The 16,652-nt window shown below is 37.8% G+C and carries 15 protein-coding genes and 1 tRNA gene; 14 read left to right on the forward strand and 2 right to left on the reverse strand.

What is annotated here, in order from left to right; translation table 11 throughout:
- Positions 1–9: 9 nt before the first annotated feature.
- Positions 10–1,560, reverse strand: coding sequence for a glycine betaine uptake BCCT transporter (locus CEF16_RS19280; RefSeq protein ID WP_091585425.1), 1,551 nt, complete (start codon positions 1,558–1,560; stop codon positions 10–12).
- 246 nt (positions 1,561–1,806) lie between these two features.
- Here CEF16_RS19280 and CEF16_RS19285 point away from each other — a divergent pair, with 246 nt between their 5' ends.
- The 9 genes from CEF16_RS19285 (at position 1,807) to CEF16_RS19325 (ending at position 10,183) form a co-directional block, all read left to right on the forward strand.
- Positions 1,807–3,114 carry a glycine/sarcosine/betaine reductase component B subunit gene (locus CEF16_RS19285; protein ID WP_091585426.1) on the forward strand — a complete coding sequence of 436 codons (1,308 nt, stop codon included), beginning with the start codon at positions 1,807–1,809 and terminating at the stop codon, positions 3,112–3,114.
- 19 nt (positions 3,115–3,133) lie between these two features.
- Complete coding sequence (locus CEF16_RS19290; protein WP_091585427.1) at positions 3,134–4,450, forward strand: glycine/betaine/sarcosine/D-proline family reductase selenoprotein B; 1,317 nt, start codon at positions 3,134–3,136, stop codon at positions 4,448–4,450.
- 42 nt (positions 4,451–4,492) lie between these two features.
- Positions 4,493–4,954 (forward strand): glycine/sarcosine/betaine reductase complex selenoprotein A, encoded by a 462-nt coding sequence (grdA, locus tag CEF16_RS19295; protein ID WP_091585428.1) that lies wholly within the window; start codon positions 4,493–4,495, stop codon positions 4,952–4,954.
- A 10-nt stretch (positions 4,955–4,964) separates the two neighbouring features.
- Complete coding sequence (gene trxB, locus CEF16_RS19300) at positions 4,965–5,921, forward strand: thioredoxin-disulfide reductase (protein ID WP_091585429.1); 957 nt, start codon at positions 4,965–4,967, stop codon at positions 5,919–5,921.
- A 1-nt stretch (position 5,922) separates the two neighbouring features.
- Positions 5,923–7,371, forward strand: a complete 1,449-nt coding sequence (gene grdC, locus CEF16_RS19305; protein WP_091585430.1) for a glycine/sarcosine/betaine reductase complex component C subunit beta — start codon at positions 5,923–5,925, stop codon at positions 7,369–7,371.
- Between the two features lie 2 nt (positions 7,372–7,373).
- The gene (locus CEF16_RS19310) at positions 7,374–7,703 is read left to right on the forward strand and encodes a thioredoxin family protein (protein WP_091585431.1); all 330 of its coding nucleotides are present in this window, start codon (positions 7,374–7,376) and stop codon (positions 7,701–7,703) included.
- Between the two features lie 19 nt (positions 7,704–7,722).
- Positions 7,723–8,187, forward strand: coding sequence for a glycine/sarcosine/betaine reductase complex selenoprotein A (gene grdA, locus CEF16_RS19315; RefSeq protein WP_091585433.1), 465 nt, complete (start codon positions 7,723–7,725; stop codon positions 8,185–8,187).
- Between the two features lie 306 nt (positions 8,188–8,493).
- Complete coding sequence (gene ystJ / locus CEF16_RS19320) at positions 8,494–9,744, forward strand: NADP-dependent malic enzyme (RefSeq protein ID WP_091585435.1); 1,251 nt, start codon at positions 8,494–8,496, stop codon at positions 9,742–9,744.
- 205 nt (positions 9,745–9,949) lie between these two features.
- Complete coding sequence (locus CEF16_RS19325; RefSeq protein ID WP_091585436.1) at positions 9,950–10,183, forward strand: hypothetical protein; 234 nt, start codon at positions 9,950–9,952, stop codon at positions 10,181–10,183.
- A gap of 463 nt (positions 10,184–10,646) precedes the next feature.
- Here the strand turns inward: CEF16_RS19325 and CEF16_RS23925 are convergent.
- Positions 10,647–10,743: transfer RNA gene (locus tag CEF16_RS23925), tRNA-Sec, on the reverse strand.
- A gap of 242 nt (positions 10,744–10,985) precedes the next feature.
- Between CEF16_RS23925 and modA the strand changes: the two genes are divergently transcribed.
- Genes modA through CEF16_RS19350 form a run of 5 tightly spaced genes read left to right on the forward strand, consistent with a single transcriptional unit; the run spans position 10,986 to position 16,649 of the window.
- Entirely contained in the window at positions 10,986–11,780 is a 795-nt protein-coding gene (gene modA / locus CEF16_RS19330) for a molybdate ABC transporter substrate-binding protein (RefSeq protein WP_091585438.1), read from the forward strand.
- Between the two features lie 17 nt (positions 11,781–11,797).
- Entirely contained in the window at positions 11,798–12,670 is an 873-nt protein-coding gene (locus CEF16_RS19335; RefSeq protein WP_170032168.1) for an ABC transporter permease, read from the forward strand.
- On the forward strand, positions 12,625–13,719 hold the full coding sequence (locus tag CEF16_RS19340) for an ABC transporter ATP-binding protein (protein WP_091585440.1): 1,095 nt from the start codon (positions 12,625–12,627) through the stop codon (positions 13,717–13,719). Before CEF16_RS19335 ends, CEF16_RS19340 begins: the two co-directional genes overlap by 46 nt.
- Entirely contained in the window at positions 13,712–14,356 is a 645-nt protein-coding gene (locus CEF16_RS19345) for a 4Fe-4S dicluster domain-containing protein (RefSeq protein WP_091585442.1), read from the forward strand. Before CEF16_RS19340 ends, CEF16_RS19345 begins: the two co-directional genes overlap by 8 nt.
- On the forward strand, positions 14,316–16,649 hold the full coding sequence (locus CEF16_RS19350; protein WP_170032171.1) for a molybdopterin-containing oxidoreductase family protein: 2,334 nt from the start codon (positions 14,316–14,318) through the stop codon (positions 16,647–16,649). Before CEF16_RS19345 ends, CEF16_RS19350 begins: the two co-directional genes overlap by 41 nt.
- Positions 16,650–16,652 lie beyond the last annotated feature (3 nt).

Here is a 16,652-nt window from a genome sequence, read left to right on the forward strand (position 1 = left end):
TGAAAGTTATTACATAATTTCTTTATGATCCTTCTCCTTGATATTGGACACATTTCGTTTTGGATAGTTTTGTATTTTTTTATGCTCCAAAATTAATCCTTTTAAAAGGGAATAGCACATTACTGACATAATAATAGCAAAGGGAAACGCAGCTGCAATAGAAGCAGATTGTAAGGTCTCCAGGCTACCACTTAAAAGTAAAACAATTGATACAAGTGATAGTAAACACCCCCAAGTGAGCTTGATCTTCCATGAAGGATTAAGGTTACCTTTAGAGCTGAATACCGATAAAATAAAAGTTGAAGAATCGGCTGATGTTACAAAAAAGCTAACTACTAGTATGACAGCAATAAAACTTAAAGTGGTGCTAAAAGGGAAATATTGAAAAAATACAAACAAGGCTTCAGTAACGTCAGTTTGGGCTGCATCTGATAAGGCTGTGTTGCCCATATTGTGTACAAGGTGCAAGCTTGAACCTCCAAAAACGGAAAACCATGCAAAGGTGCCTATAGTAGGGATAAATAAGACTCCTAGAATAAACTCTTTGATAGTTCTGCCTTTCGAGACTTTTGCAATAAAACTACCAACAAATGGAGCCCATGCTATCCACCATGCCCAGTAAAATAAGGTCCACCCTGCAATCCAGGAATTATCACCAAAAGGGCGGATTCTTAAGCTCATGTAAAGTACATCATCTAAATAACTTCCAGTTGTAGTAGTAAATACTTTGAAGATTTCGGAAGTGGGTCCTAAAAACAATAAGAGCATCATAATCCCAAATGCTAGTAAAATATTAAAATTTGAAAGAATTTTCATGCCCCTGTTAATACCAATGAGCGCAGATCCTGCAAAAAGTACTGTAACAATTAAAATGATAAAAATTTGCGTACTAACTACATTTGGAACATCAAATAAATGGCTTAACCCTCCAGCTATTTGCATAGTTCCAAGCCCTAAGGAGGTGGCAATGCCAAAAACTGTGGCAAAGATTGCTAAAACGTCAACTCCTTTCCCAATAGGTCCATAAATTCGATTCCCGATAATTGGATAAAAAGTAGAACTGATTAGCCCTGGAAGATCCTTTCTATATTGGAAAAAGGCTAAACTTAATCCAATAAGGGTGTATACAGCCCAGGGGTGCAACCCCCAATGAAAATAAGTATAGGTCATTGCGGTATTTGCAGCATTAGCAGTAGCCGCTTCTCCAAATGGCGGGGTCATATAATGAAATAATGGCTCAGCTACTCCCCAGAAAACCAGTCCAATCCCCATCCCTGCACTAAATAACATCGATATCCAAGATAATTTACTATAAACAGGTCTGTCAGTGTCTTTCCCTAATCGAATTTTTCCATACTTTGAGAAAATGAGCAAAAAAGCCATAATCAAAAAAACAAGAGTAGCTGTTAAATAAAACCACCCAAAATATTCCACAGTATTGGCTAGAAAGTAGTTAACCCACATTTCTAACAATTCATTAAAAAAAGCTCCAAATATTACAAACAGGACAACAAGAAACAGAGAAACACTTAGTACAATATTGTTTTGAATGAACCTCATGTAATCCTCCTCAATCGTTTTTTTGTTTAAGTGTTTTTATTAGAGTTAGTTCCCCCCCTTTTTTTGAAAGCGTTATCTCTTATTGAGAACGATAATAACATAATCATGATTAAAAAACAAAATTTATTGAAAATTATAAAGCATTATCACTAAAAAACTATTTACAATTTCAAGGTTTATAAATATAATGTAATCAATCACTTAAAAATAATCATGATTAATTATAGTTCATAAGGGAGGTAAGGAATGAAATTAGAAGTAGGAAATTTTCAAGTGAAAAGCGTTATTTTTGGCAGTCAAACTTCTTTTAATAATGGTGTATTAACCATTAATAAAGAAGAAGCTTTAGAGGTTGTTTATGAAGATGAAAGAATCATTTCAGCTGATATTGTCATTGCAAGACCTGGTGATTCAACTAGAATCACTCCCGTTAAAGAAGCAGTAGAACCTAGGTATAAAGTTTCTGGTGGAGTGTTGTTTCCAGGAGTAACGAACAAACTTATGCAAGTTGGAAGTGGGAGAACTCATGCCTTAAAAGGAACCAGTGTACTAGCAGTGGGAAAACATTGGGGGGGATTTCAAGACGGTCTCATTGATATGAGCGGTCCAGGATCTAAACAGACTATGTTTTCTGAATTATTAAATATTTGCTTGGTAGCTGATACAAATGAAGATTTCGAAAAAAATGAACAGCAGAAAAAAAATGAAGCATTACGTTGGGGAGCTATGAGGTTAGCTGAGTATTTGGGGAGTTGCGTGAAAGACTTAGAACCTGAAGATATGGATGTATATCACCACCATCCTCTTGATGAACAAACGGAGGAGATACAAAACCTTCCGGGAGTTGTATATGTTCTTCAACTACAATCCCAAATGCTTGACACGGGTTACAATGCCATGGTGTATGGCTGGGATGTTAGTCGTATGTTACCAACATTCATGTCACCTAATGAATTGCTGGATGGAGCTGTAGTTTCAGGAAGTTTTATGCCTGCTTCATCAAAAATATCTACGTATCAACATGTCAATAATCTTGTTTTGAAACAATTAATGAATGAACACGGAGAAACAATCAATTTTTTAGGTGTCATTGTCTCGAACTTGAATACTCAATTAGATGAGAAGGAGCGTGCTGCTCTGCAAGTTCAAAACCTAGCTACTTTACTAGGCGCACAAGGAGCGATCATCTCTGAAGAAGGATATGGTAACCCAGATATTGATTTCATTTTAACTTACAATAATTTAGAAAATGCTGGCATTAAAGTCGTAGGGATTACAAATGAATGTACGGGTAACGATGGAAAATCCCAACCGCTCGTTGATTTATCTGAAAAAGCAAATGCTATTGTATCAACGGGTAACGTTTCAGAACACCTTAAATTAGGGCCGATGGAAAAGGTTATTGGAGAGCTTGAAGCCGTGGCTAGAGATGGTAATTCGGGTGGATGGGCTGAATCGATAAAAGAAGATGGCTCCATTGAGATAGAAAACAACGGTATGTTCTGTGCGGACTCGGCTACAGGGAACCATTTTAAAACAGTTGTTGAGTATTAAGAGGGAAGGGGGAGAAAACTTGAAAAAAGCGATCCATTATATTAACCAATTTTTTGGGCAAATAGGTGGGGAAGACCAAGCAGACTTTGAACCAACGATTCAAGAAGGAACAGTTGGCCCTGCTTTATTGCTGAATAATTTATTAGGGTCCGAAGCTGAAGTCACACATACGGTGATTTGCGGTGACAATTTTATGGGCTCAAGGACAGAAGAAGCTATTGAAAGAATTTTAGATTTTTTAGAAGATAAACAGTTTGATATCTTCTTTGCCGGTCCAGCTTTCATGGCAGGACGTTATGGAGTGGCATGTGGTGAAATATGTAAAGCGGTAAGAGATAGATTTGATGTTCCTGTCATTAGCAGTATGTATGTTGAGAACCCAGGGGTGGATATGTTTCATAAAGATGTCTATATTTTCCCTGGTGGAAACAGTGCAGTATCGATGAGACAAGATGTTCCTAAAATGGCTCAATTTGCAAAGAAGCTTTTACTGGGAGAGGGCTTACAATCAGCAGAAGAGGAAGGGTATGTTCCATGTGGTATTCGTTTGGAATCATTTAAAGAACCGCCTATCCCCGCGGCTGATCGAGCTGTTGACATGCTGCTTAAAAAGCTCAATGGGGAGGAGTTTGAAACAGAAATGCCTATGCCTGTCATACAAAAGGTTCCAATTGCTCCCCCTGTTGAAGATGTAACGGAAGCGACGATTGCACTTATTACCTCTGGTGGAATCGTACCGTTAGGGAATCCGGACAAAATACAATCGGCCTCAGCAACAAAATGGGGAAAATACGACATTGACTTTGTTGAGACGTTAGAATCAGGCCAATGGGAAACCGTTCACGGAGGGTTTGACCCTACGGCAGCAAATACAGACCCAAATATTATCGTACCAGTTGATGTCTTACGGTCATTAGAGCAGGAACAAAAAATTGGCAAACTTCATCGTTACTTGTATTCAACTGTCGGTACAGGGACAACGCAGGCAGAAGCGACTCGAATGGGAAAAGAGATTGCTCAAGACCTTCATGAAGCGGAAATTTCTGCAGTGATTTTAACATCCACCTGAGGAACGTGTACTCGTTGCGGGGCAACGATAACGAAGGAAATTGAAAGAACAGGTATTCCAGTCGTTCAAATGGCTAATTTAGTCTCTATTGCTAAAACGGTAGGATCCAACCGTATAGTACCAACTATTTCAATTCCTCATCCGCTAGGGGATCCTACCACATCTGTTGAGGAACAGTGGAAACTGAGAAAACATCGAGTTGAGGTTGCAGTGGACGCGTTAGCAAATGATATTCAAGAAGCAACCATCGTGGAAGTAAAGGTTTAAGTTCAAATTCAGTATTTTAATTCTATTAAAGGAGGATTGTAAATGATAAAAGATAAAAAAGTGTTTGTTCTTGGAGAAAGAGATGGAGTGCCTGCTCCGGCGATTGAAGAGTGTATGAAAGCAGCAGGGGCTGAAATTATTTATAAAGATACTCAGTGCTTTGTTTGAACAGCTGCCGGTGCAATGGACCAGGTGGTCCAAGAAGAGGTAAAGAAAGCAACAGAAAAGTATGGTAGTGAAAATGTTTATGTCATTTTAGGGTCCCCAGATGAGGACAGTGCCGAAATTTTTGCTGAGACGGTTACGGCCGGAGATCCAACATATGCGGGACCGCTAGCTGGTGTAGCCTTAGGTCTTCCAGTCTATCATATTCTCGAAGATGAGATTAAGGAATTAATTCCGGAAGATGTTTACCAGGATCAAATAGGATTAATGGAATTGTCCTTAAATAAAGATGAAATCATTGATGCAATGAAAAATGCAAGACAAATTTCTGTAGAATAAGGGGGAGCCTATGAGTAGTAATAAGGTTTATGACGTGATTATTGCTGGAGCAGGTCCGGCTGGTATGACAGCAGCTGTCTATACATCGAGGGCAAAAATGGAAACATTAATGGTAGAAAAAGGCCTTCCTGGAGGGCAGATGACAAAAACAGAAGATATAGAGAACTATCCTGGATTTGAAGCAATTTTAGGCCCCGACTTATCGAATAAAATGTATGAACATTCTACCAAATTCGGGGCCGAATATATGCAAGGAAATATACAAGAAATAAGAGATGACTATCCCTTTAAAACAGTGATTGTAGATGATATGGAATATAAAACAAAATCAGTAATTATTGGTACAGGAGCTAAACACCGTTCTCTGGGTGTTCCAGGCGAAGAGGAGCTTTCAGGTTTTGGAGTTTCGTATTGTGCCGTATGTGATGGGGCATTTTTTACTGATCAAGAATTAGTTGTTGTGGGCGGGGGAGACTCGGCTGTTGAGGAAGCAATATTTTTAACTAGATTTGCGACAAAGGTTACCATTATTCACCGTCGAGATGAACTTCGGGCGCAAAAAATTATCCAAAAGCGAGCTTTTGAGAATGAAAAAATAAATTTTATTTGGAATCATACTGTAGAGGAAATATTAGGTGACGGAATGGTCTCAGGAGTTCGTATAAAAGATAAATTAACTGGTGATATTAGTGATTTTCCTTGTGCAGGAGTGTTTATTTACATTGGAATGGATCCTCTCAGCGAGTGTGTAAAAAATGTAGGAATAACCAATGAAAATGGATACATTGAAGTTGATGAAGACATGAAAACCAGGGTAAAAGGAATTTTCTCCGCAGGTGACGTGAATGAAAAAATGCTTCGTCAAATTATCACAGCAACTGGAGATGGCAGTAATGCAGCACTATCAGCCCAGCAATACGTAGAAAGTTTAGAAGAAGAATTAAAAGAAATGAATATGGAGGTGTAATATGACAGCGCCCGTTATTAAAGGATCTTCCTTTGTTATTACTCATACGCCAAGCCTGGTTCGTCATGGATCAAAACCAGTAAGAGAAATTGAGAAAAACCCTGAAGTCTTGGATCAAATATTAGGTGGGTTACGTAGTTTTCAAGAGGCGGTAGCTTACCCGCCAAACCAAGTATTTATCGGGAATCTGAGACCTGAATTACTAAAAGACTATGAAAGGCCATGGACGAATACTCAGCTTCAAGGTGCTGAACGATTCAGTCCCTGGGGAGAAATACTCCCGGAGGATGAATTTTATGGATGGCTGAAAATAGCTGATTCCTATAATTTGATCTCCCTAGAAGAAAATTTTTTACAAGAAAATGTGAAGGGTGCACTAGAAAACCATCCCTTGATATCTAAGGAAGACATCGAGTCATTAGGTACAGGCGTTTCACTGCACGAAATTGAAGAGAAGCTTGCAAACGATAACGCTTTACCATTGCATATCAAGAAAGATCAGCTTATCGGTGTAATGGAAGCGGGACATGATGAAGACAAGTTTCTTTCCGCTCATATTTTATTAGAGAATCTAAGTAATAAAGCATCGGGTATTGTAGCGATGCGCCATGCTCTAACGAATTTTGATATTTCACCTGAACAAATTGATTATGTAATTGGTTGTGATGAGGAAGCTGTGGGAGATCGTTATCAGCGAGGCGGCGGAAATATGGCCAAGTCAATTGCCGAGCATGCAGGATGTACCAATGCCTCTGGCTCAGATATCAAATCATTTTGTTGCGCTCCAGCCCATGCGATTAGTATTGCAGCAAGCCTTGTGCAAGCTGGTACTCATAAGGAAGTATTAGTAGTAGGTGGTGGTTGCTTAGCTAAACTTGGGATGAAATTTGCTGGAAATCTTTCAAAACAAATGCCGATCACGGAAGATCAAATGGGAGCTATAGCAATATTAATTGGACAAGATGATGGAGAAAACCCCCAAATTCGAATGGATGCTTTTGGAAAGCACGATATCTCTGCTGGATCTTCAGCCCAAGCTATTTATCAAACATTGGTGGTTAATCCTCTTGAAAAAATAGGTAAGAAAATTACTGATATTGATAAATATGCTGTTGAGCTTCATAACCCTGATGTGACGGAACCTAATGGAAATGGAAATGTTCCAAGGGGAAATTATCGTACAATTGCTGGTATGGCCGTACTACGAAAAGAAATGGATAAAACGGAAATGAATTCTTTTGAAGAGGAACGTGGAATGATAGGATTTTCCCCAACTCAAGGACACATTGCTTCAGCTATACCGTTTATTGGTCATGCAAGAGATATGATGAATAAAGGAGAAATAAATAATGCCATGTTTGTGGGAAAAGGGAGCCTTTTCTTAGGGAAAATGACAACGCTTTCTGATGGAATGTCTTTTATAATAGAAAAAAACAAAGGAGCTGAATAATCATGCAGGATGTAAATAAAAGAAATTTTGAAGAAGAGGTTCTTCAAGCTGAAAATCCAGTAATAGTAGACTTCTGGGGCCCCAGTTGTCAACCGTGTCTTAAGTTAATGCCGGATGTTGAAGATTTGGCTGAGGAGTATGGAGACCAAGTGAAGATGGTTAAGCTCAATAGCGCAGAAAACAGAAAAGTTTGTATTAATCACCGTGTAATGGGATTACCTACTTTTCTATTATTTAAAGATGGGAAAGAGGTTAATCGAATCTCTGGTGGTGAGCTGACTAAGGAAGATATAAAAAATTTAATCGATGAAAGCCTTGAAGTATCTCAATAATTTGAAAGGGTGAAGAAAGATGGATTTAGCTAATAAAAAAGTATTTGTCCTTGGAGAAAGGGATGGAGTGCCTGCTCCAGCGATTGAAGAGTGTATGAACGCAGCAGGGGCTGAAATTATTTATAAAGATACGCAGTGCTTTGTTTGAACAGCTGCCGGTGCAATGGACCAGGTGGTCCAAGAAGAGGTAAAGAAAGCAACAGAAAAGTATGGTAGTGAAAATGTTTATGTCATTTTAGGATCCCCAGATGAGGATAGTGCCGAAATTTTTGCTGAGACGGTTACGGCCGGAGATCCAACATATGCGGGACCGCTAGCTGGTGTAGCCTTAGGTCTTCCAGTCTATCATATTCTCGAAGATGAGATTAAGGAATTAATTCCGGAAGATGTTTACCAGGATCAAATAGGATTAATGGAATTGTCCTTAAATAAAGATGAAATCATTGATGCAATGAAGAGTGCTCGAGCAAGTCAAATTGTGTAAGCCCCTTGATGACAATCGATGCGATGTGCGTACGTTATGGAAAAGTCCCTTATTAAAAGGGACTTTTTCCAAACAAAAACAACAAATACAAGAAGCTATTACCAATTAAAGATACATGAACGGAAACTTTAGTTTATATCTATTGGTTAGCAAAAGAGAAATATATTGAAAAAGATTTTGTAGATATATGGAAACAAGAAATCAACCGTAGAGGTGAAAGAATTGAATTTATCTGAAACGAGTAACTTCCCATAGCTAAAAAAGACGTTAAGTTAAAAACTCTAAGATTTAAGGGGGGCAGTATAGTTGAATAATTTTATAGATGAAGCATTACAAGCTCATCGTGAAAACCATGGCAAACTTGAAATCACACCGAAAATAAAAGTTAGAAATCCTAAAGATTTAAGCTTGGCTTATTCTCCGGGAGTGGCAGAACCATGTAAGGAAATACAAAAAGATAAGAGTGCTGTTTTTGAATATACCATGAAAGGAAATATGGTTGCTGTGATATCCGACGGGACAGCAGTCCTTGGTTTAGGCAATATTGGAGCTGAAGCATCGATACCTGTTATGGAGGGGAAAGCAGTCTTATTTAAAAGTTTTGCTGGAGTGGACGCGTTTCCACTTTCTTTAAATACAACGAGCATAAACAAAATAGTGGAAACTGTGAAATTGCTTGAACCAAACTTTGGGGGGATTAATCTCGAAGATATTTCAGCTCCTAACTGTTTTATTATAGAAGAGCGGCTTAAACAGGAGACAAATATCCCCATTTTCCATGACGATCAGCATGGAACCGCAATTGTTACGGTAGCTGGTTTATTAAATGCATTAAAATTAGTCAATAAACCGATAACCGATATAAAGGTAGTGGTAAATGGTGCAGGAGCAGCTGGGATTGCTAATATAAAGTTGCTAAATAAAATAGGAATAGAGAATCTCTTTTTATGTGATTCTAAAGGAATTATTTATGAGGGTAGACCTTTTGGAATGAGTGAGTCCAAAGAGAAGGCGTCGAAAATTACTAACCCTGAAAAGGTTCAAGGAACATTGAAAGATGTTTTAAAAGAAGCTGATGTCTTTATAGGAGTTTCAGCAGCAGGGACATTAAGTAAGGAGATGGTGAGAAGCATGAATGAGAATGCAATCATTTTTGCTATGGCAAACCCAGATCCTGAAATAATGCCTGATGAGGCTAAAGAAGCTGGTGCACGAATAGTAGGCACAGGACGATCGGACTTTCCCAATCAAGTGAATAATGTATTGGCGTTCCCGGGTATATTCCGTGGAGCTCTTGATGTTCATGCTACCGAGATCAATGAAGAAATGAAACTTGCAGCAGCTTATACTATTGCTTCGCTTATACCAGAAGAGGAATTATCAGAGGAATATGTAATTCCAGGTCCTTTTGACCCCCGAGTTGCACCGAATGTAGCAGCTGCAGTTGCCCAGGAGGCTATAGCAACAGGAGTTGCAAGAAGAGAAGTGGAGCCTTACAAGGTCAAAGAAAAAACAGAGAGACTATCTTTGATTAGAAAAGAGGAACTAATATTTTAAAGTAGTATATTTTGACAACAAAAATAAACAAAAACAAGTGTTTACCCATTGAAAATTATGAGGAGTAAAGAACTTTTTTCTTAAGGAGTTCGCCTAAAGAGTATTAAATAACAAAGTCATATGGCAATAGAAATCTTTTATCTAATCTTGAAATGAATTTATAAATCACGTGTTGAACTTGGTATTCGGATCGGGGGGACAGTGAATGAGTAAAGCAAGGTTTAAACTTAATAGTTTTGAATATGGGGAAAGTTTTGGAGTGCAGAAGGTAACCATATGTGGAACTCTCTTTCTCTCGGAATCTATAAAAACGCGAATTTATGAGGTGTACCAATTAAGAGATTTTAATAATAAGATTTCTTCTTCGGATCCCCGTACTCTTACGTTTAATGAAGTAGAAAAGTTATCTAATAAATATTATATTGACAAAATTTCATAACAAGTCCAATAATCCCCGTCTTTTAGTTAGATGGGGATTTTAATATGTATCTTATTTTGAACGCTGGGACACCTGGGTTTTTCGGTGAATTAATTTAGAACTTAACACTTCCAATATTCCCTGCTCTAACCCCCATTTAAAAGCTTTCTAGTAACGACAATACAGGACGGTTGATTTAACCTTTCGATGCATTACGAAGTCACTGAAGAAAGCATTGTTAGGAAACTAAAACGACAAAGTTTGTATAACGAAATAGATACAAGTAGCAGGAGAGATGTTCATAAAGAACCCAAAAGCTTTCAACTTGTTCATAAGAAAATATTTATGAACTAACCACATAGTTTTTAACATATCGCTCCAATTAATGCATATGGGTTATGCGCTAAAAACGTGGGAATTAGTAGATATATACATTTTTTTAAATGGAGTTTGGAGAGATGATGGAAGAGATAAAGAGATAAAGTGGCGGGATTGCGTGGGAATCGAACCCACCGGAGACTGCACGAGCCTCCCTGGAGGTTTTGAAGACCTAGAGGGACACCAGTTCCCTATCCAATCCCGTAGGTATTATTTATATTTTTATTATAAATAGATGTGTTATAAATTTCAAGTATTAAATAATCAAAATTATATAATAATCTAACGTTATAAACTTACATAGTAGGAAATGAATTTTTTAATAAAAAAATTTATTTATAAATAATCATGATTATATTGTGATTTAGATTATTTAATGTTATTCTCGATATAACAATTAGTTATTTATTAAATCCACTATTTCAAATTAAGAAAGGAGAACATTATGAAGAATTCTGTTTTATTTGTATCTTTGCTTTTAGTCATGGTTACATCTGCATCCTGTAGCAATAAAGCTGATGGAACTTCAAAAGAAAACTCAGAGCTTACTATTTTTGCTGCTGCTCAACTTCAAGATGTTTTTAAAGAATTAAGTGACGTATTTGAAGAGAAGACAGACAGTAATGTCAAGATTAGTTTTGCGGGGAGTCAAGTTGTGAGAACTCAAATTGAACAAGGAGCACAAGCGGATATATTTGCTTCGGCTAATTTATCCCATATGGAGGCTCTACAAGATCGAGGTCTTGTTAGTGATGATGTTATTTTTTCACATAATTTTCTTACGGTTCTTCTCCCAGAAGAAAATCCTGCAGGGATTGAAAGGTTAGAAGAATTAGGGGAGAAAAGCTACCGTTTGGTTTTAGGAGTTGAAGATGTACCTATAGGTATTTACGCGAGACAATTTTTAGATAAAGCAAATGATCGCTACGGCTCTCAATATAAGGAGCAAGTTTTAGCAAATACATCTTCTCTAGAAACAAATACAAGACAAGTTTCAGGAAAGATTGCATTAGGAGAAGGAGATATTGGAATTACTTATGTAACTGATGTCATTCCAAGTATTCAAGATCAAGTAACTACAATAGATATTCCTGATGAACTGAATGTAAAATCTAATAACACAATTGCAATTACTACTGATACCAATCAACCTGAGTTAGCACAACAATGGATTGATTTTATTATGTCAGAAGAAGGTCAAGACATTCTAGCGGATCATAAGTTTACTACAGTCAAGTAGATAGGAAGTGTGTGCTAATGTTGAAAATTTATCGCATGATGGAAATTTCTATATTCTCTTTAATTGTAGCGATTACATTTAGCTTTCTCTTTTTTCCTTTAATTATTGTTTTTTTCGATATGTCTCTTGGTGAAATGATAAGTTATTTGCATACCCCTTTAGCAATTGAATCATTAAAGCTTAGTGTATATTCAACTTCTATATCATTGGTATTAATTTTACTTTTTGGAACTCCTTTAGCATATTTTCTAGCAAAAAACGATTTTAAAGGAAAACAGGTCATAGACGTGCTGATTCAACTTCCGATTGTTATCCCCCCTGCAGTTGCTGGAGTTGGATTATTAATGGTCTTTGGTCGTGTTGGGCTTCTTGGCCCATGGCTAAATTCATTTGGAATTCAAATCGGTTTTACAATGAATGCTGTTATTATGGCTCAAGCCTTTATTTCTGCTCCTTTTTATATTATGGCAGCAAGGACTGCTTTTTCTAGTGTCGATCAAAATATAGAATCAGTATCAAGAACACTTGGCAGTTCACGTTTACGAACGTTTTTTAAAGTAATTCTTCCATTATCACTACCCGGACTGTTGACAGGGGCGGCATTAAGCTGGGGACGTGCTCTAGGAGAATTTGGCGCAACTATTATGTTTGCAGGGAATTTACCTGGAGTAACTCAAACAATGCCTTTGGCAATTTTTGCAGCAATGGAATCAGATATGAAGATTGCAGTTGCTATTTCTGCTTTACTTATAGGTGTAGCATTTTGTCTGCTACTGAGTGTTAAATTAATTGAATATTATCCAAATTTCAAAGTATATCTTCGAAAAAGAAAGGGGAATAAGAAATGGTTAGCTGTCAAATCAAAAAGAGCCTCGGAAACTTTGAATTAAATGTTGATTTTACAATGGAGAATGAAACTTTAGTTATTGTTGGGCATAGTGGTTGTGGAAAGAGTACGACACTGAGAGCTTTATCAGGTTTACTTACTCCTGATGAAGGGGTGATTGAAGTCGAGGGACAGGTCTTCTTTAACAAAGAGAAGAAAATTAATGTTTCCCCGGAATATAGAGAAATAGGCTTTCTTTTTCAAAATTATGCCTTATTTCCACATATGACAATATTTGAAAATGTTGCTTATGGCTTAGCTGCTCGTAAACTATTAAAACCTGAAATTGAACGTCGAGTTATAGAGCAATTAGAACAATTAAATATTCTTGCTTATGCTGATAATATACCAGCCGAATTGTCTGGAGGACAGCAACAACGGGTGGCTTTGGCAAGAGCACTTGTTCTAAAACCAAAGTTATTACTACTTGATGAGCCTTTAAGTGCACTTGATGTGACAACCAGGGACCGCGTTCGTCGTGAATTGAAAAAAACATTGGCTGAATTAAAAATACCAGCAATTGTTGTCACACACGACTATGAGGATGCAATTAGCTTAGGACATCGAATTATGGTAATGGATGGCGGTAGAGTTATCCAGGAAGGGACTCCACAAGAATTAATTATTCAACCTCGTTCTGAATTTGTTGCTGATTTTAGCGGGACGAATTATTTTGACGCTACATATCTTGGTCAAACAAATGGAATTGGCCAGTATAGGTTGTCTAATGGGAATGCAATAATACAAACGCAGAATGTAGATAAAAAAGGGAAGGAAGTTTCAATATTAATACACCCTTGGGACATACGGATAACTAAAGAAAAGCCTGTTGGAAAATTTGTTAATGTAATACCTAGTAAAGTTACTCGAATACTATCCTATGGAAATAGATTTAGAGTGGACATAGAAGGAACCATACCGTTAATGACTGAAATTGCAAGAGACCAGATGAATATTCTGTCAGATTTAGACGAAGGGCAAAGTATTTATGCAATTATAGAAAACGAAGCAGTCCAAGTTTTCTCTCATTCGGAGGAGGAAGCGTATGCATAAGCAATATGGAATACTTATTGATTTGCGGCGCTGTGCAGGGTGTCATGCTTGCACCGTCGCTTGTAAATCGGAGCATGATGTACCACTTGGCTCCTTTCGAACTAGAGTAGAGTCGATCGAAACTGGACACTACCCGACCGTAAAGCGTCATTTTATCCCAATGATGTGTAATCAATGTACAGATGCTCCATGCATTTCAGCATGCCCAACCAATTCCATTCAACGTGATGAAATGGGTATTATTACAATTAATCAGGAATCGTGTGTGGGAGCAGCAGATTGTGTACCAGCTTGTCCTTATGAGGCTATTTTCCTTCATCCACAAACAAATATAGCAAGTAAGTGTGATTTTTGTAAGGAACGTTTAATAGAAGGAGAAGAGCCGGCTTGTGTCAGTACATGTCCAACAGATGCTTTCGTGTTTGGTGACATTAATAATCCCTCATCAAAAATCGCTTCTATGATTAAGGACAATGATGTACTTAGATTACAAGAAGAAGCAGCAACAGAGCCGAATGTGTTTTATCTTCAGTTGGATAAATTAACAGAATCGTTACTCAATGGAATTAACAACGGCAAGGAAAGGAAGGAGAGACATGGAACAAAAAAAGAAACGAATTCCCACGATGTGTATTAATTGCAGTACGATTTGTGGATTACTTGCCCATGTCGAGAATGGGAAAGTAATAAAGTTAGAGGGAAATCCAAATGACCCCAATTCTCGTGGTCATATATGTGCGAAAGGCCATGCTGCTAGAAACATGCTTTATGACCCATCGCGTATCCTTCATCCTTTAAAGCGTGTTGGAAAGCGTGGGGAAGGAAAATGGAAACGAATTAGCTGGGAGGAAGCGATTGAGGAGGTTGTTAGCCATCTAAAGCCGCTTCGTGCAAAAGGGAAGCCAGAACAATTAGTACTGCAATATGGACGTGATTGTACAAATGGTATATTAGATCGATTTACAGATGCATTTGGAACACCGAACAAAGTTGGTCATCGTGGACTTTGTTCCCTAAATAAACGAATGGCTATTAAAGCAACAATTGGTGATACCGATTGGGATACGAATGATGTCGCACATACGAGGTATATTTTAAATTTTGGCAGTAATCTATATGAGGCTCACCAAGGTCACGTCCCTTTTTTACAACGTGTAGTTGAAGGCCGAATTGAAAATGGAGCAAAACTAGTAACCTTTGATGTGCGTTTATCGAATACAGCAGCACGATCGGATGAGTGGGTACCGATTTTCCCCGGAACGGATGGTTTAGTTGCACTAGCAATGGGTCATGTAATCATGGAGGAAGGACTTTATGACAAAGTATTCTTGGATACATGGACGAATTATTCTTCGAAAGAGTTGAAGAAATATTTAGAACAATTTACTCCAGAACAGGCTGCAAAGGAAAGCGGGGTGCCGGTCTCAACAATTCGTCGTATTGCAATTGAATTTGCAAAGGCTTCTCCGCGTTGTACAACTGTTTCAAACAGGGGCTCTCAAGCACATAGTAATGGATTTCATAACGAAAGAGCAATTATTTTATTAAATGCAATTGTCGGTAACGTTGGGAAAAAGGGTGGCTGGTGTTATATTGCTGGAAAGCTTGATGATAGTGTTGTTCCTCAGCCCAAACCTTCTCCACCTAAACCAAGTGTCAAAACTGAACTTTCACATCCATCAGCGTACCCTTTTGTAAATAAGATATATCCACGTGCGGTTTCATCGACCATTTACCCATATATAGCCGAAAGCAAGGTCCAAGTTGGAGCATTAATGACATACTATGTAAATGCTCCGATGAGTTGGCCTGAAGGTTCGACAACTGTTAAGGAAATATATTTAGATGAAGAAAAAATTCCGTTTCATGTGGCAATTGATGCGTTTTATAGTGAGTCCGCCCATTTAGCGGATATTATCCTTCCAGATGCCACGTTTCTTGAAAAGTGGGATCTTGATGCTAGAAATTCCTATGAGCTCATTCCTTATGTGGGTCTTCGTCAACCTGTTGTCCAACCGAGAGGCCAATCCCGGGATATCAGAGATATTTTAAAAGAAATTGCTCATGGAATAGGGGATGGAATGGATGCATACTTTCAATATTGTTCAGCGGAGGAATACATTCATGAATGGGCTAAAAGTGTACCTGGCGGCGTACAATCTCTAAAGGAGAACGGATTCTATTGGGATAGTAGTAAGCAACCAAACTATGAACCTTTTTTACAAGTTTTACCTAAAAGTAAATGGAAGGATGCTTTGATAGAAAAGGATACAGGGATTATCAAAACAAGAGATGGGGTTTCTATCGGAATTCTGTTAAATGGCAAAGCTTATCGAGGATTTGCGACAGAAACAAGAAAGTTCCAAATATATTTACCTGATTTAGAGAGGTTCAATCAAAATCATGAAATGGAGGCAGATCCGTTGCCAACGTATGTTCCAATTAAAAATAGAGAATTGAAAGAAAATGAATTCATCTTAACTACATTTAAATGGAACGTACATACACAATCAAGGACAATGAATCAAAAATGGCTGGCAGAGATTGTTCATGATAACCCAATGTGGATAAATCCAGCCACCGCTGCTTCCTTCCATATAAAAGATGGAGACATAGTAGAAGTATCTAGTAATATAGCAAAGATGAACATAAAAGTGCACCTTACCGAGGGAATTCATCCGAAGGTTGTTGCCATTTCAGCAAGTATGGGACATTTTAAGTACGGACCGATAGCATCAGGCCAGGATATAGACAAAGGAGCACAAGAAGGAGTTAATCCAAAGTATGATGATAATGATATAAATGATAATAAGTGGTGGGATGAAATAGGATATAATCCGAATCCTCTAATTCCTAGTAAGACAGATCCAGTTGGCGGAGGACAATCATGGAACGATACCATTGTTACGATAAAAAAGCAGCAGGTATGATAA

The sequence above is a fragment of the Alteribacillus bidgolensis genome (assembly GCF_002886255.1).
GTDB lineage: Bacteria > Bacillota > Bacilli > Bacillales > Marinococcaceae > Alteribacillus > Alteribacillus bidgolensis.

Excerpts from the sequence above, each read along its gene's own strand:
- CEF16_RS19280 (WP_091585425.1), bottom strand. The coding sequence starts at position 1,560 with ATGAGGTTCATTCAAAACAATATTGTACTAAGTGTTTCTCTGTTTCTT.
- CEF16_RS19285 (WP_091585426.1), top strand. The coding sequence starts at position 1,807 with ATGAAATTAGAAGTAGGAAATTTTCAAGTGAAAAGCGTTATTTTTGGC.
- trxB (WP_091585429.1), top strand. The coding sequence starts at position 4,965 with ATGAGTAGTAATAAGGTTTATGACGTGATTATTGCTGGAGCAGGTCCG.
- grdC (WP_091585430.1), top strand. The coding sequence starts at position 5,923 with ATGACAGCGCCCGTTATTAAAGGATCTTCCTTTGTTATTACTCATACG.
- CEF16_RS19310 (WP_091585431.1), top strand. The coding sequence starts at position 7,374 with ATGCAGGATGTAAATAAAAGAAATTTTGAAGAAGAGGTTCTTCAAGCT.
- CEF16_RS19325 (WP_091585436.1), top strand. The coding sequence starts at position 9,950 with ATGAGTAAAGCAAGGTTTAAACTTAATAGTTTTGAATATGGGGAAAGT.
- modA (WP_091585438.1), top strand. The coding sequence starts at position 10,986 with ATGAAGAATTCTGTTTTATTTGTATCTTTGCTTTTAGTCATGGTTACA.
- CEF16_RS19335 (WP_170032168.1), top strand. The coding sequence starts at position 11,798 with ATGTTGAAAATTTATCGCATGATGGAAATTTCTATATTCTCTTTAATT.
- CEF16_RS19340 (WP_091585440.1), top strand. The coding sequence starts at position 12,625 with ATGGTTAGCTGTCAAATCAAAAAGAGCCTCGGAAACTTTGAATTAAAT.
- CEF16_RS19345 (WP_091585442.1), top strand. The coding sequence starts at position 13,712 with ATGCATAAGCAATATGGAATACTTATTGATTTGCGGCGCTGTGCAGGG.
- CEF16_RS19350 (WP_170032171.1), top strand. The coding sequence starts at position 14,316 with ATGGAACAAAAAAAGAAACGAATTCCCACGATGTGTATTAATTGCAGT.